An 18,831-nucleotide genomic window follows, 5' to 3' on the forward strand; every position below is an offset into this window, starting at 1 on the left:
GAGCGCCCGGGTGGCGGAATGGTATACGCGGACGGCTCAAACCCGTCTGGCTGAAAGGCCTTAGGGGTTCGACTCCCCTCCCGGGCACTGGTCGGAAGACGGAAAAGGGAGCCCTGAGGGGCTCCCTTTCCTCGTCTGTGAGGCTCAGCTCTCGCCGAGCTCCTTGACCTTGTGCACGCGCAGGTTGTTGGTCTTGCCGGGGATGCCCATCGGGGAGCCCGACACGATGACGATGCGCTCGCCGACCTCGATCATGCCGCGGTCACGCAGGTGGCGGTCGACGGCCTCGACCATCTCCTCCTGCTCCGTGAACTCGGGGGTGATCTGGGTGTCCACGCCCCACGACAGGGTCATGGTCTGCTGGGTGGACCGCTCGGGCGAGAACACCAGCATCGGGATGGGCGAGCGAAGCCGCGACAGCCGCCGCCCCGTGTCACCCGACTTCGTGAACGCCACCAGGTAGCGGGCGCCGATGCGCTCGGCCACCTCGGCCGCGGCCTTGGCGAGGATGCCGCCCGTGGTGTGCGGGTCCCAGTCGATGATGTGGATCTCGGCGTGGCCCTCGCGCTCGGTCTTCTCGACGATGCGCGCCATGGTGGAGACGGTCTCCACCGGGAAGTCGCCGACGGAGGTCTCGCCCGAGAGCATGACCGCGTCCGCGCCGTCGAGGATGGCGTTGGCGACGTCCGAGGCCTCCGCGCGGGTGGGGCGCGGGTTGGTGATCATGGACTCGAGCATCTGGGTGGCGACGATGACCGGCTTGGCCCACTTGCGGGCGGCGCGGATGATGCGCTTCTGGACCAGCGGCACCTCTTCGAGGGGCAGCTCGACGCCCAGGTCACCGCGGGCGACCATGAACATGTCGAACGCGTCGATGATGTCCTGGAGGTTGGCGATGGCCTGCGGCTTCTCGAGCTTGGCGATGACGGGGACGTGGCGCCCCTCCTCGTCCATGATCTCGTGCACGCGCTTGATGTCGTCGCCGGAGCGGACGAAGGACAGGGCCACCATGTCGACGTCCTGGTGGAGCGCCCAGCGGAGGTCCCGCTCGTCCTTGTCGCTCAGCGCGGGGACGGAGACGGCCACGCCGGGCAGGTTGATGCCCTTGTTGTTCGACACGGGGCCGGGGACGGTGACCTCGCACACCACGTCGGTGGCGGTGACCTCAATGGCCTTGAGGCCCACCTTGCCGTCGTCGATGAGGATCTGATCGCCGACGTTGACGTCGCCGGGGAGGCCCTTGTAGGTGGTCGAGCAACGATCCTGGTTGCCCTGGATGTCGTCGATGGTGATGGTGAAACGGTCACCGACCGCGAGGTGGACCTTCTGGTCGCCCTCGAAGCGGCCGAGGCGGATCTTGGGGCCCTGGAGGTCCGCGAAGACACCCACGGTCTTGCCGGTGGCCTCGGAGGCGGCCCGGACGTTCCTGAGGCGGTTGCCATGCTCCTCGTAGTCGCCGTGGCTCATGTTGAGGCGGGCGACGTTCATGCCCGCATCCAGCAACTCGATCAGGCGGTCAACGGTCTCGGCGGAGGGGCCGAGGGTACAAACGATCTTTGCTCTACGCACGGGGCAACCCTACCGGAACGGGTCCCGTGGCGCAGCGGGGGTGGCCGGTAGCAGGCCGGGCCGCTGATCGACGGCGCGCTCAGCCTTCGCGCACCACCTCGAGGGCGTGCGCCAGGTCGTCGGGGTACGGCGACTCGAAGGTGACGTACTCCCCGGAGGTGGGATGGGTGAAGCCGAGCCTGACGGCGTGCAGCCACTGCCGCACCAGGCCGAGCCGGGCGGCCAGCACCGGGTCCCCGCCGTACAGGGGATCGCCGCAGCACGGGTGCCCGATGGCCGCCATGTGCACCCGGATCTGGTGGGTCCGCCCCGTCTCGAGGTGGATCCGCAGCAGCGTGGCCGAGCGGTGCGCCTCGATGGTCTCGTAGTGGGTGACCGAGTGCCGCCCACCCTCGATGATCGCCATCTTCCAGTCCGAGCCCGGGTGCCGGGCGATGGGCGCCTCGATGGTGCCCTCGAACGGGTCCGGGTGACCCTGGACCAACGCGTGGTAGGTCTTGTCGACGGTGCGGTCCCGGAAGGCCTGCTTGAGCACCGTGTAGGCCACCTCCGACTTGGCCACCACCATCAGCCCGCTCGTGCCCACGTCGAGGCGCTGCACGATGCCCTGCCGCTCGGCGGCGCCGGAGGTGGAGATCCGCACGCCGGCAGCGGCCAGGTGCTCCACCACCGACGGGCCCTCCCAGCCCAGGCTCGGGTGCGCCGTCACGCCGACGGGCTTGTCGACCACCACCAGGTCTGCATCCTCGAACACGATGCGCACGCCGTCGGCCAGATGCGGCGACACGCGCACGCCGGCGGGGGCCGCGTCGTCCACCAGCTCGAGCAGCTCGCCACCCGAGACGCGCTGGGACGCCTTGGCGACGACCGCCCCATTGAGGAGGACTCCCCCGGCCTCGATCAGCGCCTCGACCCTGGAGCGGCTGTATCCCGAGACCCGTGCGGCGGTCGCGTCGACGCGGTCCCCGGCGAGCGCGTCGGGGACGATGAAGACGCTCACGCCTCCACGGCCTTCGTCGACTCCGAGTCCTCGGCCTTCGCGGCGGCCGCCTCCGCGCGCTCGTCGCGGAAGCCGCCGATCACGATGAGGACCGCCGCCGAGGTGATGCAGACGTCCGCGACGTTGAAGATGGCCCCGAAGTACTGGAGCTGGAACATGTCGATGACGTGGCCCCGCAGGAACGACGGCGGTTGGAACATCCGGTCCACGAGGTTGCCGGTGATGCCGGCCAGCAGGAGGCCGAGCGCGACCCCGTGCCACAGCTTGGTGATCCGCGGTAGTGCGACCGCCAGGCAGGCCACGGTGGCCAGGATGGCGAAGATGGAGAACACGATGGTGACGCCCGACCCCATGCCGAACGCCGCGCCCGGATTGCGGATGAGGTTCAGTTTCAGGAGGCTGCCCACCAGCTCGACTGGAACGCCCGGTTCGAGGTAGGCGACGCTGGCGAGCTTGACCAGCTGGTCCACGCCCAGTCCGAGGAGCCCGATGCCGACGGCGATCCGCCTGATGCCGCGGCGTCGGGCGCTCAGCGCCGTTCCTCGCGTTGCTTACAGGTCACGCAGAGGGTGGCACGCGGGAACACCTGCAGCCTGCCCTTGCCGATGGGGTTGCCGCAGATCTCGCAGTTGCCGTACTCCCCGATGTCGAACAGGTGGATGGCGAGGCGCAGCTGCTCGGCCATCTCGCGCACGTTCTGCGCCAGCGACAGCTCCTGGTCCCGTTCGAAGTTGCTCGAGCCGACGTCCGCCGGGTCACGACCGGCGCCGTCGGTGCCACCCTTGAGGAGGGCCTCCAGCTCGGCTTCCGTGGCCGCGATGCGCCGCTCGAGGCGCTCCAACTCGTCGTGAAGCTCGGCGCGCTGTTCGGCCACCTCCTCCGGCGTCCAGGGCTCCTCTCCTTCGAGGACCGGGAGCGCTGCGTTGGGCTCTACGGCTTTCTTCGACGTGGGCATTGTCTTCTCCTGCTCAGTGCTGTTCGGGAAGGGTACACCAAGGGCCGATCATGTCAACAGGCCGACGCCCGTGGGCGCCGGCCTGTGCTGAGTTCGGGGGTGACTACTACTGATCTCCGCCTGCGAGCGCGTCCAGGCGCGGCGTGTCGGAGCGCTGAGCCAGCTCGGGAACGTCGTTCGGCTCGGCATGGGCGCCCTCCAGGGTGCTCATGAACCGGTGCAGCACGCCGCTCATGTTCTCGCGGAAGCTGGACTCGAAGCCCCGCAAGTGATCCACCTTGACGGTGAGCTCGCTCTGCTCGCGCTCGAGGTCCGCGAAGAGCTCGCGACGGCGCTCGGCGGCCTGGTGGTCCACCGCGGCCGCGCGGGAGGAGGCCTCGTTGGTCATCTGCTCCGCATTGACGCGGGCCTCGGACTCGATGCGCTCCGCCTTGGTGCGGGCGTCGGTCTTGATCTCGTTGGCGCGCTGATCGGCCTCGTCGAGCTTGCGCTGGGCCTCGACCTGCGCCTCGTTGACCAGCGTGGTGGCCTGATCGGTGGCCATCTGCAGCAGGCGGGTGACGGCGGGGGCCGCCTCCTCGCTGGAGGTGACGGTGAGGTGCTGGACGCCGCCGGCGGAGGTGACGCGCTCGGAGCGGGACCTGTCGTACTCGGCTCGGACCTGCTCGAGCTGGTTGCGCAGCTGCTCGTTCTCGGCGGTGAGCTCGCGCACCCGCTGCTCGGAGGCGGCCAGGGAGGCGTTGACGTCGCCGCCCTCGCTCAACGCTGAGTTGAGGCGATCCACCTCGGAGCGGAGCGAATCGATCTCGCGGTCCTTCTCCTGGAGCGCGGCCGCGTTGGCCCCGTTGTCGTCGCCGCCACCGGAGAAGCTGCCCTGCTGCACGGACTCGAGCTCGCGGCGCATGCGCTCGCGTTCCTTGTCGAACTCGTCGAAGGTCAGCTCCACCTTGTCGATGAACGTGTCGACGTCGCCCACCTGATAGCCGGTCTCGCCACGGCGCGACATGCGGAAGCGGATCTGGCGCACCTCATCCAGGGTCAGGCTCATAGTTGCTCCAATAGAAAAGTCGGATCGGACCGGTCGGGCCGGCTCGCTTTCAGGCTAGCGTAGCGCTTCGCGCATCGGCGAACAGCTACAGCAGGACTTGAAAGTTTGAATCAGAAGGGGATGAAGCGCACGAATGACTGCAGGATCTGCAGGCCGATGAACAGCACCAGGACGCTGAGATCGAGCGACACATTGCCGATGCGCACCGGCTTGATCACCCTCCCCAGAGCCTTCACGGGTGGGTCCGTCAGCGTGTAGATGAACTCGACGATGACCAGCACGAACCCGCGCGGCGTCCAGTTGGGGGCGAACATCGGGATCCACGACAGAATCACCCGGGCCAGCAGTACCCAGATGTAGAGGCCGATCAGCCACCAGAGGATGTAGGCGACCATGTGCTCAGCTCTGGTTGAAGAAGCCGCCGGAGGCGATGCGCTCCTTGTCCTCGGGGCCCACCACCAGATTGGCCGGGCACAGCAGGAAGACCTTGCTGGAGACCCGCTCGATGTTGCCCTTCAGCCCGAAGATCAGCCCGGCGGCGAAATCGACGAGACGCTTGTCCTCGCCGTCCTCCATGTCCGAGAGATTCATGATCACGGGGATCCCGTCGCGGAAGTTCTCCCCGATGACCCGAGCCTCGTTGTAGGAACGCGGCCGCACGCTGACGATGCGGCTCAGGTCCGCCACCTCGGGCTGCGGGACCGCGGCCACCGCCGTCGGGCGCCGGGTGGGAAGCGGAGCCACTTTGCTCATCTCTTCGCTCTCCTCGTCGACGTAGATATCGTCAGTGAGGTCTCCGTCGTCATGGGCCTCGTCACGGTAGCGGTCGTCCTCGACGAGCCCCATCCACGCAGCAAGCTTCTTCACGCCCACGGTGCCTCCTTCATTGATATGCCACGAGGCTAGCGCCCGACGCAACGGTTAAGGGCCCGACGCACCGAGGCGCGCCGATCACTTCATGAAGTCGGGGACGTCCAGGTCGTCGTCGTCATCCACCGGGCGAGGCGACGGCTGCGGCGCCGGCGAGGGACGCTGGCCGGGCATGGGGCTGACCTGCGGCGCAAAGCTGGCCGCGGGCTGCGACACGGGGCGCGACGGCTGGCCCTGGCGCTGCTCGACCGGACGCGCCTGGCGCTTCTGGGGCTGCCCGCCGTCGAAGCCGGCCGCGATGACCGTGACGCGCACCTCGTCGCCCAGGGCGTCGTCGATGACGGTGCCGAAGATGATGTTGGCCTCGTCGTGCGCGGCCTCCTCGATGAGCTGCGCCGCGGCGGAGACCTCGAACAGGCCGAGGTCCGAGCCGCCGGCGATGGACAGCAGGACGCCGTGGGCGCCGTCGATGCTGGCCTCGAGCAGCGGCGAGGAGATGGCCATCTCGGCGGCGGCGCGGGCGCGGTCCTCGCCGCGGGCCGAGCCGATGCCCATGAGGGCCGATCCGGCCTGGCTCATGATGGACTTCACGTCGGCGAAGTCCAGGTTGATGAGGCCGGGGGTGGTGATGAGGTCCGTGATGCCGGAGACGCCCTGCATGAGCACCTGGTCCGCCTGCTTGAACGCGTCCAGGATGGCCACCTGGCGGTCCGTCATCTGCAGCAGCTTGTCGTTGGGGATGACGATGAGGGTGTCCACCTCTTCGCGCAGCCCCTCGATGCCGGACTCGGCCTGCGTGGAGCGGCGACGGCCCTCGAACGAGAAGGGGCGCGTCACCACGCCGATGGTGAGCGCGCCGAGCGAGCGTGCGATCTTGGCCACGATGGGCGCGCCGCCGGTGCCGGTGCCGCCGCCCTCACCCGCGGTGACGAAGACCATGTCGGCGCCCTTGAGCGCCTCCTCGATCTCGTCGGCGTGGTCCTCGGCGGCCTGGCGGCCCTTCGACGGATCGGCGCCGGCGCCGAGGCCGCGGGTCAGCTCGCGGCCGATGTCGAGCTTGACGTCGGCGTCGCTCATGAGAAGCGCCTGCGCATCCGTGTTGACTGCGATGAACTCCACTCCGCGGAGCCCGGCCTCGATCATGCGGTTGACGGCGTTGACGCCGCCGCCCCCGACGCCGACGACCTTGATCACCGCGAGGTAGTTCTGAGATGCGCTTGCCATGCCCTGAAGGCTATGGGAGCGTCGCGGCCAGCGTCCAACGCCACGACGGATTGGTCACGGATTCACCTCAAGTGCTACTTCAGGGTTCGTCGTCGACCCCTCGAAAGCTCCGCCGTCACGGGCCCGGACGGCTCCCGGTGGCTCAGCTGGTGGTGGGGTGGCGGGGGGCCGAGACGTCGTAGACCTCCGCCTCCACGTTTGTGAACAGCGCGGCCGCCACCTGGGACTTGAGCCCGGACTCCTCCGCGCTCCCCCACACCAGGGTGCGCCCCTCCGTGAGCGTGAGGGTGATGCGGTCCACCGCCTCCGCGGTCATCCGCCGGACCTGGGGGCGGATCCCGTCGGGGATGTGGGCCGCGACCACCGCGACATCGCGCAGCAGCCGCTCGTCGGTGCTGCTGCTGGTGACCTGGATGGTGTCCGGCCGCGGCTCGGCGGTGCGGTGGAACACCACGCCGTCGGCGTCGACCCAGTCCCACTCCCCCTCGCGCTTCCGCTGGAACGCCACCTCGCGCTCGGTCACCTCGACGGCGATCGTGTTCGGCGCCCGCCGCGACACCACCACCTCGCGCACAGGAGACAACGCCCTCACCCGCTCCGTGACGGCCGTCACGTCCTGACGCAGCAGCGGCACCCCCATCTCGACGGCGGCCGCCGCGGTCACCTCGTCGACGGTGAGCAGCGACGTGCCCTCGACGACGACGGCGCGCGTCTCGAACACCGGCGAGAAGAAGGCCAGCCAGCCGCCCACCAGGAGCAGCACCGCGGCGGCGGCCAGGGAGCCGCGCAGGATCCAGCGCCGGCGGCGCTGGGAGAGCCGCTTGAGCTGCAGCGCCTTGGCGAACTCGCCCGGAGGAAGCGCCTCAGTCACGACACCTGTGCGTCAGGCCGCTGCTTGAGGAGGTCCGCCAGGAGCGGCCCGACGATCGTGACGTCGCCGCAGCCCAGCGTGATGATGAGGTCGCCCGGGCGGGCGATCTCGTTGAGCGCCGCCGGCAGGTCGTACTTCTCCTTGACGTAGACCACGTCCTTGGCGCCGTGCCGGATGGCGGCGTCCACGACGAGCTCACCGGTGACGCCGGGCACCGGGTCCTCGCGGGCGCCGTCGACGTCGTTGATCACCGCCACGTCCGCCAGGGTCATCACCTCGCCGAACTCGTCGGCGAAGTCGACGGTGCGGCTGTAGAGGTGCGGCTGGAAGCAGGCGATGAGCCGGCCGGGGAGGCCCGTGGCCTCGTTGCCTGCGGCGGTGGCGCGCCTGGCCGCGGTCAGCGCGGCCCGGATCTCGGTGGGGTGGTGGGCGTAGTCGTCGTAGACGCGGACACCGGCGGTGTCGGTGATGAGCTGGAAGCGGCGCAGCGTCCCCTCGAATCGGCCCAGCGCGTCGACGGCCTCCTGGTGGGAGAGCCCGAGGATCCGGCCCACCGCGTACGCGGCCGACGCGTTGGCGAGGTTGTGGTTGCCGGGCACCTGCAGCACGATGCGGCCGGAGTCCGCGCCGTAGGTGAGCGTGGCCGCGACACCGTTGCCGTGCGCCTCGACGTCGGTGATCCGCACGTCGGCGTCCTCCGCCTCCCCGTAGCGGATGATGTGCTTCGCCTCGCCCACCAGGGCGTCGGCGAGCGCGCGGGAGCCGTGGTCGTCGACGTTGATCACCACGTGCTGCACGGGCGGCCGGGTGGCGTAGGCGCGGAAGCCGTCGGCGTAGGCCTCCGGGGTGCCCCAGTTGATGAGGTGGTCCGCCTCGACGTTGGTGATCACCGCGATCTCGGTGGGGTACTGCAGGAAGGAGGCGTCCGACTCGTCCGCCTCGACGACGAACGCGGGCCCCGATCCGATCGCCGAGCTGGCCCCGGTGGTGGACAGCGGCGCGCCGATGACGTAGCTGGGATCCCGCCCGGCCTCGCTCAGCATGATGGCGGTCATCGCGGTGGTGGTGCTCTTGCCGTGCGTGCCGGCCACCGACACGCCGCGCTTGCCCTGCATGAGGGCGGCCAGCGCCGCGGAGCGGTGCCAGATGCGCAGCCCGCGGCGGCGCGCCTCCACCAGCTCCACGTTGTCCGCGCGGATGGCCGAGGAGATGACGACGGTGCGGGCGTCGCCCAGCTGGGAGGCGTCGTGGCCCACGTAGGTGGTCACCCCGGCGCGGGCGAGGTTGCGCAGCGCCGTCGAGTCCGAGCGGTCCGAGCCTGAGGTCTTGATGCCGAGCTCGGCGTAGAGGCGGGCGATGCCGCTCATCCCCGAGCCGCCAGCGGCGATGAAGTGGACGGGACCGACCTGCGCGGCCGGAACGACCTCAATGGGATTGAGGAGCATCGTCATACCTTTCCGTGGGCCGCCACGTGGAGGACGGCCTCTGCGAGGACCTCGGCGGCGTCCGAGGGATACATCCCGCGGCACGTCTCCGACATGGCGGCCAGCCGCTCGGGGTCTCCGAGCGTGTCCAGCACCAGCGCCGTCAGTCTACTCGGCGTCAACTGGTCGTCCGACACGAGGAATCCGGCCCCCGCCGCGACCAGCTCGGCCGCGTTGCGCGCCTGCTCCCCGTTGCCGTAGGGCAGGGGCACGAAGATCACCGGCACCCCCGAGACGGCCGTCTCGATGACGGTTCCGGCGCCCGCCCGGCCCACCATGAGGCTGGCCGCGGCGTAGGCCACGGCCATGTCCTGGACGAAGGCCACGGGCAGGTAGCGCGCACCGCCCGGACGCTCCACCGGCACGTGGGCGTCGGTCATGTTCTTGGGGCCCAGCACGTGCAGGATCTGGACGCCGGCGTCGAGCAGCGCGTCGCGGGCCTCCTCGACGGCGAGGTTGATGCTCCGCGCGCCCTGCGACCCGCCGCTGACCAGCAGGGTGGGGCGGTCCGGATCCAGCCCGAACGACACCCTGGCCTCGGCGGCGGACACCTCGGGGTGGGTGATGGAGCGGCGCATCGGCATGCCCACCAGCCGCCCGCCGCGCATCGTCGTCTCCTTGAACGTGGTGGCGACGAAGCGCGCGAACCGGGCCCCGATGCGGTTGGAGATGCCGGGCAGCTTGTTGGCCTCGTGCACCACGACGGGGACCCCGGACAGTCGGGCGGCCAGGTAGGCGGGGATCGACACGTAGCCGCCGAACCCGACGAGCACATCGGCCCGCGTCTCCTTGAGGATGCGTCGCGCCTGGGAGACGGAGCGGGTGAGCGTGACGGGCAGCTTGACCAGGTCCAGGTTGAGGGTGCGGGGCAGGGGCACCGGATCGATGAGCCGCAGCACCAGCCCGGCCTCCGGGATGACGCGGGTCTCCAGCCCCTTCGCGGTGCCCACGCAGACGATGTCCGCCGGCCCCCGGTCGAGGATGGCCTTGGCCGTCGCGATGAGCGGCGAGGTGTGGCCGGCGGTCCCGCCGCCGGCCATCACGATGCTGGGCATGGTCTCAGTCCTCCCTGGTGGCGGCCATGACGCTGGTCATCCGCGGCCTCGACTTCTTCTTCCGGGCGGCGATGAACGCGCGCGCGTCCGGGGTGTCCCGTGCCAGTGCCAGCAGCACGCCCACCGCCATCAGGCTGGCGAGCAGCGCGGAGCCGCCGTTGGAGACGAACGGCAGCGGAACGCCCAGCACGGGCAGAAGGTGCAGGACGACGAAGATGTTGATGACGGCCTGGACCAGCAGCCACCCCGTGATGCCGGCAGCGACCACCTTGTTGAACATTGCGTCCGAGCGCATCGCCACCTCCAGCCCCGCCCAGCCGAGGAGGGCGAAGAGGGCGATGATGAGCAACACTCCGAACAGCCCGAGCTCCTCGCCGATCACGGCGAAGATGTAGTCGGTGTGGGCGCCGGTCTTGAGGCCGCCCCACTTCTGGCGGCTGGCCCCCAGCCCCAGCCCCCACCATCCGCCGGAGGCGAGGGCGTACAGGGCGGCCATCGGCTGTGAGGACAGGTCCGTGTTGGATTCAGGGTTGAGGAAGATGGCGATCCGGTCCATGCGGTTGCCGGAGCCGTAGATCAGGAGCCCCACGAGCACGAGCGCGGCGGCGCCCAACGGCACGAGGACCCGCATGGAGGCGCCCACGAAGAACAGCACCAACGCCAGCATCACGCCGATGATGAGCCCGGTGCCCAGGTCGCGGCCAGCCAGCACCAGCGCCAGGATCAGACCGCCGAGCGGGACCAGCGGGATGGCCAGCTGCGCGGGCTCGTGCAGCCTGCCCCGCTTGATGTGGAACACCGTCCCGCACCACACCACCAGCGCAAGTTTTGCGAACTCGGCGGGCTGGAACTGGATGGGGCCGAGCTGGAGCCAGTTGCGGTTGCCGTTGATCTCGGCGCCGAAGAGCACCACCAGGATCAGCAGCCCCACGGCCAGCGCCCAAGCGGGCCAGCCGAGCCGGCGAAGGTGGGCGGGCTTGATCCTGCTGAGGATCAGGGCCGCGACGACGCCCGCGACGAGGAAGCCGAAATGCCGGACGGTGTAGTAGTAGGGGTCACCCTTCTCCACCTGAGCCACCACCGACGACGCAGACAGCACCATCAGGAAGCCGACACCCACCAGGACAGCCACACTCGTCACGATGAAGTAGAACGGGGCCATCGGGGAGGCGGCCAGCACCTTGACCTGGGACCAGAGGGTGATCGGCCGCGCCGGGGTCACTGCGTCTATGGCCATCTCTTCCTCTCCCGTCACCCTGCGAGGTACCGCTGCACCGCCTCGGCGAACTTCTCGCCTCTGGCCGAATAGCTGTCGAACATGTCGAGGCTGGCGCAGCCCGGGGAGAGCAGAACCGTGTCCCCGGGGCGGGCCATGGCACCCGCCAGGGCCACCACCTCGTCCATCACCCCAGTCTCAGTGCTGTCCAGCACCCGCACCGGGACCTCGGGCGCGTGTCGGGCAAGCGCGTCTGCGATGAGGTGGCGGTCCACGCCGATGACGACGGCGCCGCGCATCTTGGCGCGGTGGTGGCGCACCAGGTCGTCGAAGGTGGTGCCCTTCGCCTGGCCGCCCGCGATCCACACGAACGACGGGTACGCCTGCATGGCGGAGTTGGCCGCGTGGGGGTTGGTGGCCTTGGAGTCGTCCACCCAGCGCACGCCGGAGTCCTCGGCGATCTGCTGGATGCGGTGGCCGGACAGCCGGAGCCGCTTGAGCCCGGCGGCCACCGACGAGGCCTTGACGCCGTAGCTGCGGGCCAGCGCGGCCGCGGCCAGCGCGTTGGCCACGTTGTGCGGCGCGTAGGGCTGCACGTCGGAGACCTTCGCCAGCTCCAGCGCGGAGTCTCGGCGCTGCTCGACGAAGGCGCGGTCCACGATGAGGTCGTCGACGATGCCCACCATGGACACGGCCGGGGTGCCGAGCGTGAAGCCGATGGCGCGCGCCCCCTCGACCACCTCGGCCTCCTCCACCATCTTCTCGGTCTCCGGCTCGGCCACGTTGTAGACGCAGGAGTGGGTCACGCCCTCGTAGATCTTGGCCTTGTCCGCGGCGTAGAGGCTCATGGTGTCAGGGGCGCCCTCGTACCACTCCAGGTGGTCCGGGTGCAGGTTGAGCACGGCCGCCGAGTGGAGGTGCACGTTGTTCATCCAGTGCAGCTGGAAGCTGGACAGCTCGACGGCGAACACGTCGTACTCGGTGTCGTCGAGGATGGCCTCGATGATGGGCCGGCCGATGTTGCCCACGGCGGCGGCCTTGCGGCCGTCGGCGATCAGCATCGACTCCAGCATCTGGGTGGTGGTGGTCTTGCCGTTGGTGCCGGTGATGCCCAACCACGGGATGGCCCGGTCCGGCTGCATCATCCGCCACGCGAGCTCCGTCTCGCCCCACACGGGGACGCCGGCCGCGGCGGCCTGGCGCAGCAGCGGCGCGGAGGGGCGCCAGCCGGGCGAGGTGACCACCAGGTCCGTGCCCGGCGGCAGCTGCGCCGTCGAGCCGGGGCCCAGCACGACGGTGACGTCGAGGTGCTCGAGCAGGGTGGCCTTGTCCGCGTGGGTCTCGGACTCGTCGAGCACGATCACCTTCGCGCCGAGCGAGATGAGCCCGTCGGCCGCGGCGAAGCCGGAGACCCCCAGCCCCGCGACGACCACCTGCGCGGACGGCCAGTCGGAGAGCCGGTCCGCAGTCCGCATCCAGTCCTTGGTCACTGACCCACCACCCATTCGGCGTAGAAGATGCCCACGCCCAGCGCCACGCAGAGCCCGCCGATGATCCAGAACCTGATCACGACGGTGACCTCGTCCCAGCCCACGAGCTCGAAGTGGTGGTGGATGGGCGACATCTTGAAGATGCGCTTGCCCTTGGTGGTCTTGAAGTAGGCCACCTGCAGCGCCACGGAGCCGACCTCGATGACGAAGAGCAGGCCGAGGATGACCAGCAGGAGTTCGGTGCGGGTCATCATCGACAACCCGGCCAGGGCGGCGCCGATGGCCATCGAGCCGGTGTCGCCCATGAAGATCTTGGCCGGCTTGGCGTTCCACCACAGGAAGCCGAAGCAGGCCCCGGCGAACGCCACGGCCACCACGGCGAGGTCATGCGGGTCGCGGACCTCGTAGCAGCGCGGGCCCGCCGTGGAGGTGCGCGCGCACCACTGGTTGAACTGCCAGATGTTGACGATGGTGTAGGCGGCGAACACCAGCGTGGCGCTTCCGGCGGCCAGCCCGTCGAGGCCGTCGGTGATGTTGACCGCGTTGGACCACGCCATGATCAGGAAGATGATGACCGGCACGGCGAGCAGCAGCGGCAGGGTCAGCCAGGGGATGTCGCGCAGGAAGGAGATGGCCGGCGACGCGGGCGTCAGGCCCCGCTCGTCGGGGAAGTTGAGCGCGAGGAACGCGAACACGCCGCCGATGAGGAACTGCCCCACCAGCTTCCCGCGGGCGGTGAGGCCGAGGCTGCGCTCCTTGGAGATCTTGGCCCAGTCGTCGAGGAAGCCCAGGAAGCCCATGCTGACGGCCAGCCCGAGCAGCAGCACGCCCGACAGGCTGGGCGGCTGCCAGCGCACGAGGTGCGACAGCGTGTAGGCCAGCACCGCCGCGCCGATGATGACCAGGCCGCCCATGGTGGGGGTGCCGCGCTTGACGTAGTGGGCCGTGGGTCCGTCCTCGCGGATGAACTGGCCGTACTGGCGCCGGGTCAGGAACTTGATCAGCAGGGGCGTGCCCACCATCGCGAACAGCAGCGACAGGGACCCCGCCACGAGGATGTTGATCACTTGGCGCCTCCGTTTCCGTCCGCGAGCTCGGCCGCGACCGTTTCCAATCCGACGCCTCGTGAGCCCTTGATGAGGACGACGTCGCCGGGAGACAGGCTAAGGGAAGCGGCCACGGATGCACGATCCGAGACGCGGGCGGGCAGGCCCTCCGCGGCGGCGCCGGCCACCACGTGCTCGGCGAGGCCGCCGACGGCGACCACCTCCGCGACCCCCAGGTCCGCCGCCAGGCGGCCCACCTCCTCGTGCAGCTCGGGGGCGAGCGGCCCGAGCTCGAGCATGTCGCCCAGCACCGCCACCACCCGGGCCCCGGGGTGCTCGGCGCGCGAGCCCTGCCCCAGCTCCACCGCGGTGGCCAGGGCCACCGCCATCGAGTCGGGGTTGGCGTTATAGGCGTCGTTGAGGATGAGGACGCCGTCGGCGCGCGGGTGCAGCTCCATCCGCCAGCTGGACCGCGGCGAGGCCCCGGACAGCGCCTGGGCGATGAGGCCGAGGTCCAGGCCGACGGCGAGCGCGGCCGCGGCGGCGGCCAGGGAGTTGCCCACCTGGTGCCGGCCGATCACCCGCAGCGTGACGGGGGCGGTGCGTTCGGTGTGCCCGTCGTCCACCACCAGGTCGAACGAGGCCTGGCTGAGCGCGTTGAGGGTGACGCCGCGGGCCGTGACCCGCAGGTCGCCGTCGGGCAGTTCGCCCTCGCCGAACCAGGCGATGCGGGCGCGGGTGCGGCCGCGCATGGCCGCGACGGCGGGGTCGTCGGCGTTGAGCACGGCCCAGCCGTCCTCGGCGAGGTCCGCGACGATCTCGGACTTGGCCTGCGCGGTGGCCTCCACCCCGCCGAACTCGCCGACGTGGGCGCGGCCGACGTTGAGGCACACGCCCACGTCGAGCCCCACCAGAGAGGTGAGCCAGGCGATGTGGCCGACGCCGCGGGCGCCCATCTCGGAGACGAGGTAGGCGGTGTCGTCGCCCACGCGGCAGGCGGTGAGCGGGACGCCCACCTCGTTGTTCTGCGAGCCGACGGGGGCGACGGTGGGGCCGGCGGCCTCGAACACCTGCGCCATCAGGTCCTTGGTGCTGGTCTTGCCGGAGCTGCCGGTTACGCCGATGCTGACCATGCCGCGGGCGCGGGCCTCGCGCACGACTCCGCGGGCCAGCCAGGAGAGGGCGGCCACCGAGTCCTCGGCCAGGATGTGCGGCACGGGCGCCTCGGTGACGGCCATGCCGATGACGCCCGCGGCCCCGGCGGCGGCCGCGGGGGCGGCGTAGTCGTGGCCGTCGACCCGCTCGCCCGGGATGGCGACGAACAGCGCCCCGGGGGTGGTCTCGCGGTTGTCGATGATCACATCCGGGCCGGCCACGGCGTCGTCGCCGAAGAGTTCGACGGGCGCCGGCTGCATCAGCTCGACGAGTTCAGTCATCGTGCGGGGACGCATCGGTGGCTCCTTCCTCGGTCAGGCGGCGCCAGGCTCGCGTCGCTTCCTCGACATCGTCGAAGTCGACGGTGCGGTCTGCAAGTATCTGCCCGCGCTCGTGTCCCTTGCCGAGGATGGCCACCACCGTACCGGCGCCGGCCCCCCTCAGCGCGGTCTCGATGGCCGCGCGTCGCCCCTCGACCTCCATGAGCTCCGCGCCGGCGCGCAGGGCGGGCCGGGCCCCGGCGAGCGTCTGGGCGCGGATGACGGCCGGGTCCTCGGAGCGGGGATTGTCGTCGGTGATGATGGTGAGGTCGCTGCCGCGGGCGGCGGCCGCGCCCATCTCCGGGCGCTTGTCGGGGTCGCGGTCCCCGCCGCAGCCCAGGACCGTGACGATGCGGCCCTGGCCGGCCAGGGACTCGAGCGCCGCCCCGACCGCCTGCGGGGTGTGCGCGAAGTCCACCACCACCAGCGGCGCGCCCGGGCCCAGGTCCACCCGCTGCATCCGGCCGGGCACCTGCGCGCCGCGCAGCCCCGTCAGCGCGGCGTCGGCGCTCACGCCCACCGCCTCGAGCATCGCGAACGCGACGGCGGCGTCGATCATGTTGTATTCGCCCGGCAGGGTCAGCTCGAGCGTCAGGGACTCCCCCGCCCTGGTGAGGGTGGCGCGGCCGCCGAGCGGGGCGAGGGCCTCGTAGCCGGTGAGGACGTAGTCCGCCTCGGGGGTGCTGCCGACGGTGATCAGCCGGCTCCTGCCGTGGGTGGCCACGCGGTGGGCGATCTCGCGGCCCTTCGGGTCGTCGATCCAGACCACGCTGGCGGCCGCCCGCCCCGGTTCGAACAGCGAGGCCTTGGCCTCGAAGTAGTCGTCGAGGTCGCGGTGGAAGTCCAGATGGTCGCGGCCCAGGTTGAGGAAGGCGGCCACGTCGAACTCGATGCCGTCCACGCGGCTGAGCGCCAGGGCGTGCGAGCTCACCTCCAGCGCCACCGCCTGCGCGCCGCGGCGCTGCATGACCGCGAGCAGCGCCTGCAGGTCCGGGGACTCGGGGGTGGTGACGGTGGTGCGCGAGGTGCGCAGCTCCTCGGCGCCCAGCCGGAAGCCGATGGTCCCGATGGTGCCGGCCAGGCGCCCGTCGGCGGCGAGGCCCGCCTGGAGCAGGGCCACGGTGGTGGTCTTGCCGTTGGTGCCGGTGACGCCCAGCATCGTCAGGGCGCGGGCGGGCTCGCCGTAGAAGCGCGCCGCCATGACGGCCGCCGCGTGCCGGGCGTCGTCGGCCAGCAGGACCGGGACCGCCGGCCCGGCGAGCAGTGCCAGGCCAGAGTGATCGGTGAGGATGGCGGCGGCCCCCGCCGCGACGGCGGCGCCGGCGAACGCGGCGCCGTGCGTGCGGGTGCCGGGCAGCGCGACGTAGAGCCAGCCCGGCCGCACGGCCCGCGAGTCCAGCGTGATGCCGGTCACCGCGACCCGGCCCTGCGCGTCGCCCAGCAGCCCCAGCCCGTCGGCGAGCACCGCGAGGGGCGCCGGCGGCGGGGGCGCGGGGCGGGGCGTGGCGTTCATCACTCGAACGTTAGCGGGGTCTCGGCTGGCGGCGTCGTCGACGGGGCGACGTTGTAGCGCGGGAGGGCCAGTTCGAGGATGTCGTTGACGGCGGGGAGCGCGAGGCGGCTGCCCAGGTTGCCGTTGGTGGGCTGGTCGAGCACGACGTAGACCAGGATCTGCGGGTCTTCCACCGGCGCCACGCCGACGAAGCTGGCGGTGAAGCCGTTGTAGCACTTGCAGGTCGGGTCGAAGCGCTGGGCCGTGCCGGACTTGCCACCGGTGCGGTAGCCGGGGATGGCGCGGTTCTCGTTGAGGGTGATCACCGACTCCATCATCGTCAGCGCCATGTCTGCGGCCTCCTCGGAGACCACCCGCCGGGTGACGGGCTCGGGCAGGTCCAGCGCCTCGCCGTCGGCCGTGGTGGCGGAGTTGATGATGGTGGGCTGCACGTAGACCCCGCCGTTGGCGACGGCGTTGATCGCCGCGGCCATCTGGACGGCGTTGACCGACAGCGCCTGGCCGAAGGAGACCTGGTCACGCGTGTAGTCGGCCATGTCCGTGCCGGGGAGGCTGCCTGCGGTCTCGCCGGGGAGGCCGACGCCGGTCTTGGCGCCCAGGCCGAAGGCGGACAGGTACTGCGAGAGGGCGGACTTCTCCATCTGCCGCGACAGGAGGATGGTGCCGATGTTGGAGGACTGGGCGACGACGCCGCTGGCTGTCATCTGGAGCTCGCCGTGGTCGAACGAGTCGCGGACGTAGCCGGCGCCGGAGGCGATCCTCGCGGGCACCTTCACGCGGGTCGTGGGCGTGACGAGGCCCTGGTCGGCGAGGGCGGCCATGGTCAGCACCTTCTGCACCGAACCCGGCTCGTAGGCCTCGGTGACGACGCGGTTGCCGAGGTCCTCCGCGTCCGCGGCCCGCGTGTTCGACGGGTCGAACCCGGGGTTGTTGGCCAGCGCCAGGATCTCCCCGGTCTTGACGTTCATCACCACGGCCTTGCCCGTCGAGGCGCCCGCCTGCTTCACGTACTCGGCCAGGATCTGCTCGGTCATCCAGTTGAGGTCCGAGTCGATCGTCAGCCCGTAGGACGTGCCGTCCTGGGCGGGGGTCATGATGTTGGTGCCCAGCGGGATGCGGCCGTAGGTGGACCAGTCGTAGACCAGCTTGCCGGCTGTGCCGTCGAGTTCGCCGTCGAGGACGTACTCGAGGCCGGCGGCGCCCTCCCCGTCGCCGTTGACGAAGCCCACGACGTTGGAGGCCACGGACCGGTTGGGGTAGACCCGGATGGGGTCGGGGTCGCCGAAGATCCCCTTCCAGGGACGCGTGCCGTCGCCGCCGAAGCCCTTCTGCATGTCGGCCCGGATGGCAGTGAACACGGCGGCCGGCACCTTGCGCTTGACGATCTCGTAGCGCGAGTCGGGGGTGTTGATCAGCGCCAGGTAGGTGGACTTCTTCCCGCCGAGGTGCTCGACGAGGATGTCGGCCACCGCGCTGGGAGCGGCCGCGGCCTCCTCCTGCTTCTTCTCGCTCATCGCGTAGCGCTTGTCGGCGCCGTTGGTGCGGATCATGTCCGGGTCGATCGAGACGATCATGGCCGGCTCGGTGGCCGCCATCACCACCCCGTTGCGGTCCGTGATGGTGCCGCGGGTGGCGGGCAGCTCACGCGTGGACTGCATCTGGGCCGCGGCCTCCGCGGCGAACGCCTGCGCGTCGATGCCCTGCAACTGGACGGCGCGCACGCCGGCGATCGACAGGAGCACGCCGAGGGTGACCATGAACACGCGGATCCGCACGCTGGTGCGCCCCACGGGCAGGCGGACCGACTTGCGGTGGCGGCGGGGCGCCGGGCGACGGGTGGCCCCGGCCCGCTTCGGTGTGCCGCCGGGCCGTGACGCGGCGGGCTGGGCCGCGCGGGGCTTGGAGCCACCGGTGACCGGGCGGGGCTGCGAGCCACCGGTGACCGGACGGGGCTTGGTCCCACCCGTGACAGGACGGGGCTTCGGCGCACCCGTGGCAGGACGGGGCTTCGAGTC

At 70.9% G+C, this 18,831-nt stretch carries 17 protein-coding genes and 1 tRNA gene; 1 reads left to right on the forward strand and 17 read right to left on the reverse strand.

Annotated features, from left to right (window positions below; all coding sequences use genetic code 11):
- The first annotated feature begins 4 nt into the window (after positions 1-4).
- Positions 5-87: transfer RNA gene (locus ACZK5D_RS08450), tRNA-Leu, on the forward strand.
- 57 nt (positions 88-144) lie between these two features.
- On the opposite strand, the gene pyk is transcribed toward ACZK5D_RS08450, so the two are convergent.
- The 17 genes from pyk to ACZK5D_RS08535 form a co-directional block, all read right to left on the reverse strand.
- On the reverse strand, positions 145-1,569 hold the full coding sequence (gene pyk / locus ACZK5D_RS08455) for a pyruvate kinase (RefSeq protein WP_463664946.1): 1,425 nt from the start codon (positions 1,567-1,569) through the stop codon (positions 145-147).
- Between the two features lie 79 nt (positions 1,570-1,648).
- Positions 1,649-2,569 (reverse strand): RluA family pseudouridine synthase, encoded by a 921-nt coding sequence (locus tag ACZK5D_RS08460; RefSeq protein ID WP_463664947.1) that lies wholly within the window; start codon positions 2,567-2,569, stop codon positions 1,649-1,651.
- Positions 2,566-3,102, reverse strand: a complete 537-nt coding sequence (gene lspA, locus ACZK5D_RS08465; protein WP_463665002.1) for a signal peptidase II — start codon at positions 3,100-3,102, stop codon at positions 2,566-2,568. The genes ACZK5D_RS08460 and lspA overlap by 4 nt, the downstream gene beginning before the upstream one ends.
- Positions 3,099-3,524: a TraR/DksA family transcriptional regulator gene (locus ACZK5D_RS08470; RefSeq protein WP_458994334.1), complete on the reverse strand. Its 426-nt coding sequence runs from the start codon at positions 3,522-3,524 to the stop codon at positions 3,099-3,101. The genes lspA and ACZK5D_RS08470 overlap by 4 nt, the downstream gene beginning before the upstream one ends.
- 106 nt (positions 3,525-3,630) lie before the next feature.
- Positions 3,631-4,572 carry a DivIVA domain-containing protein gene (locus tag ACZK5D_RS08475; RefSeq protein WP_463664948.1) on the reverse strand — a complete coding sequence of 314 codons (942 nt, stop codon included), beginning with the start codon at positions 4,570-4,572 and terminating at the stop codon, positions 3,631-3,633.
- A 110-nt stretch (positions 4,573-4,682) separates the two neighbouring features.
- On the reverse strand, positions 4,683-4,967 hold the full coding sequence (locus ACZK5D_RS08480; RefSeq protein ID WP_463664949.1) for a YggT family protein: 285 nt from the start codon (positions 4,965-4,967) through the stop codon (positions 4,683-4,685).
- Positions 4,968-4,971: 4 nt separating this feature from the next.
- Positions 4,972-5,418: a cell division protein SepF gene (locus tag ACZK5D_RS08485; protein WP_463665003.1), complete on the reverse strand. Its 447-nt coding sequence runs from the start codon at positions 5,416-5,418 to the stop codon at positions 4,972-4,974.
- A 105-nt stretch (positions 5,419-5,523) separates the two neighbouring features.
- Positions 5,524-6,666 (reverse strand): cell division protein FtsZ, encoded by a 1,143-nt coding sequence (ftsZ, locus tag ACZK5D_RS08490; protein WP_458994337.1) that lies wholly within the window; start codon positions 6,664-6,666, stop codon positions 5,524-5,526.
- Between the two features lie 142 nt (positions 6,667-6,808).
- Positions 6,809-7,537, reverse strand: a complete 729-nt coding sequence (locus ACZK5D_RS08495; RefSeq protein WP_463664950.1) for a cell division protein FtsQ/DivIB — start codon at positions 7,535-7,537, stop codon at positions 6,809-6,811.
- The gene (gene murC / locus ACZK5D_RS08500) at positions 7,534-8,982 is read right to left on the reverse strand and encodes a UDP-N-acetylmuramate--L-alanine ligase (RefSeq protein ID WP_463664951.1); all 1,449 of its coding nucleotides are present in this window, start codon (positions 8,980-8,982) and stop codon (positions 7,534-7,536) included. The genes ACZK5D_RS08495 and murC overlap by 4 nt, the downstream gene beginning before the upstream one ends.
- Positions 8,983-8,984: 2 nt before the next feature.
- Entirely contained in the window at positions 8,985-10,076 is a 1,092-nt protein-coding gene (murG, locus tag ACZK5D_RS08505) for an undecaprenyldiphospho-muramoylpentapeptide beta-N-acetylglucosaminyltransferase (protein ID WP_463664952.1), read from the reverse strand.
- A gap of 4 nt (positions 10,077-10,080) precedes the next feature.
- Complete coding sequence (ftsW, locus tag ACZK5D_RS08510; protein ID WP_463664953.1) at positions 10,081-11,313, reverse strand: putative lipid II flippase FtsW; 1,233 nt, start codon at positions 11,311-11,313, stop codon at positions 10,081-10,083.
- A gap of 14 nt (positions 11,314-11,327) precedes the next feature.
- Positions 11,328-12,797, reverse strand: a complete 1,470-nt coding sequence (gene murD / locus ACZK5D_RS08515; protein ID WP_463664954.1) for a UDP-N-acetylmuramoyl-L-alanine--D-glutamate ligase — start codon at positions 12,795-12,797, stop codon at positions 11,328-11,330.
- Entirely contained in the window at positions 12,779-13,849 is a 1,071-nt protein-coding gene (mraY, locus tag ACZK5D_RS08520; protein ID WP_463664955.1) for a phospho-N-acetylmuramoyl-pentapeptide-transferase, read from the reverse strand. Before mraY ends, murD begins: the two co-directional genes overlap by 19 nt.
- Positions 13,846-15,279, reverse strand: a complete 1,434-nt coding sequence (locus ACZK5D_RS08525; RefSeq protein WP_463664956.1) for a UDP-N-acetylmuramoyl-tripeptide--D-alanyl-D-alanine ligase — start codon at positions 15,277-15,279, stop codon at positions 13,846-13,848. The genes mraY and ACZK5D_RS08525 overlap by 4 nt, the downstream gene beginning before the upstream one ends.
- Positions 15,257-16,816, reverse strand: a complete 1,560-nt coding sequence (locus ACZK5D_RS08530; RefSeq protein ID WP_463664957.1) for a UDP-N-acetylmuramoyl-L-alanyl-D-glutamate--2,6-diaminopimelate ligase — start codon at positions 16,814-16,816, stop codon at positions 15,257-15,259. The genes ACZK5D_RS08525 and ACZK5D_RS08530 overlap by 23 nt, the downstream gene beginning before the upstream one ends.
- The gene (locus ACZK5D_RS08535) at positions 16,816-18,573 is read right to left on the reverse strand and encodes a peptidoglycan D,D-transpeptidase FtsI family protein (protein ID WP_463665004.1); all 1,758 of its coding nucleotides are present in this window, start codon (positions 18,571-18,573) and stop codon (positions 16,816-16,818) included. Before ACZK5D_RS08535 ends, ACZK5D_RS08530 begins: the two co-directional genes overlap by 1 nt.
- Between the last annotated feature and the right edge of the window lie 258 nt (positions 18,574-18,831).

The sequence above is a fragment of the Tessaracoccus yangjingae genome (genome assembly GCF_055326235.1).

Excerpts from the sequence above, each read along its gene's own strand:
- ACZK5D_RS08470 (WP_458994334.1), bottom strand. The coding sequence starts at position 3,524 with ATGCCCACGTCGAAGAAAGCCGTAGAGCCCAACGCAGCGCTCCCGGTC.
- ACZK5D_RS08475 (WP_463664948.1), bottom strand. The coding sequence starts at position 4,572 with ATGAGCCTGACCCTGGATGAGGTGCGCCAGATCCGCTTCCGCATGTCG.
- ACZK5D_RS08480 (WP_463664949.1), bottom strand. The coding sequence starts at position 4,967 with ATGGTCGCCTACATCCTCTGGTGGCTGATCGGCCTCTACATCTGGGTA.
- ACZK5D_RS08485 (WP_463665003.1), bottom strand. The coding sequence starts at position 5,418 with ATGGGGCTCGTCGAGGACGACCGCTACCGTGACGAGGCCCATGACGAC.
- ftsZ (WP_458994337.1), bottom strand. The coding sequence starts at position 6,666 with ATGGCAAGCGCATCTCAGAACTACCTCGCGGTGATCAAGGTCGTCGGC.
- murC (WP_463664951.1), bottom strand. The coding sequence starts at position 8,982 with ATGCTCCTCAATCCCATTGAGGTCGTTCCGGCCGCGCAGGTCGGTCCC.
- murG (WP_463664952.1), bottom strand. The coding sequence starts at position 10,076 with ATGCCCAGCATCGTGATGGCCGGCGGCGGGACCGCCGGCCACACCTCG.
- ftsW (WP_463664953.1), bottom strand. The coding sequence starts at position 11,313 with ATGGCCATAGACGCAGTGACCCCGGCGCGGCCGATCACCCTCTGGTCC.
- murD (WP_463664954.1), bottom strand. The coding sequence starts at position 12,797 with ATGGGTGGTGGGTCAGTGACCAAGGACTGGATGCGGACTGCGGACCGG.
- ACZK5D_RS08525 (WP_463664956.1), bottom strand. The coding sequence starts at position 15,279 with ATGCGTCCCCGCACGATGACTGAACTCGTCGAGCTGATGCAGCCGGCG.
- ACZK5D_RS08530 (WP_463664957.1), bottom strand. The coding sequence starts at position 16,816 with ATGAACGCCACGCCCCGCCCCGCGCCCCCGCCGCCGGCGCCCCTCGCG.
- ACZK5D_RS08535 (WP_463665004.1), bottom strand. The coding sequence starts at position 18,573 with ATGGTCACCCTCGGCGTGCTCCTGTCGATCGCCGGCGTGCGCGCCGTC.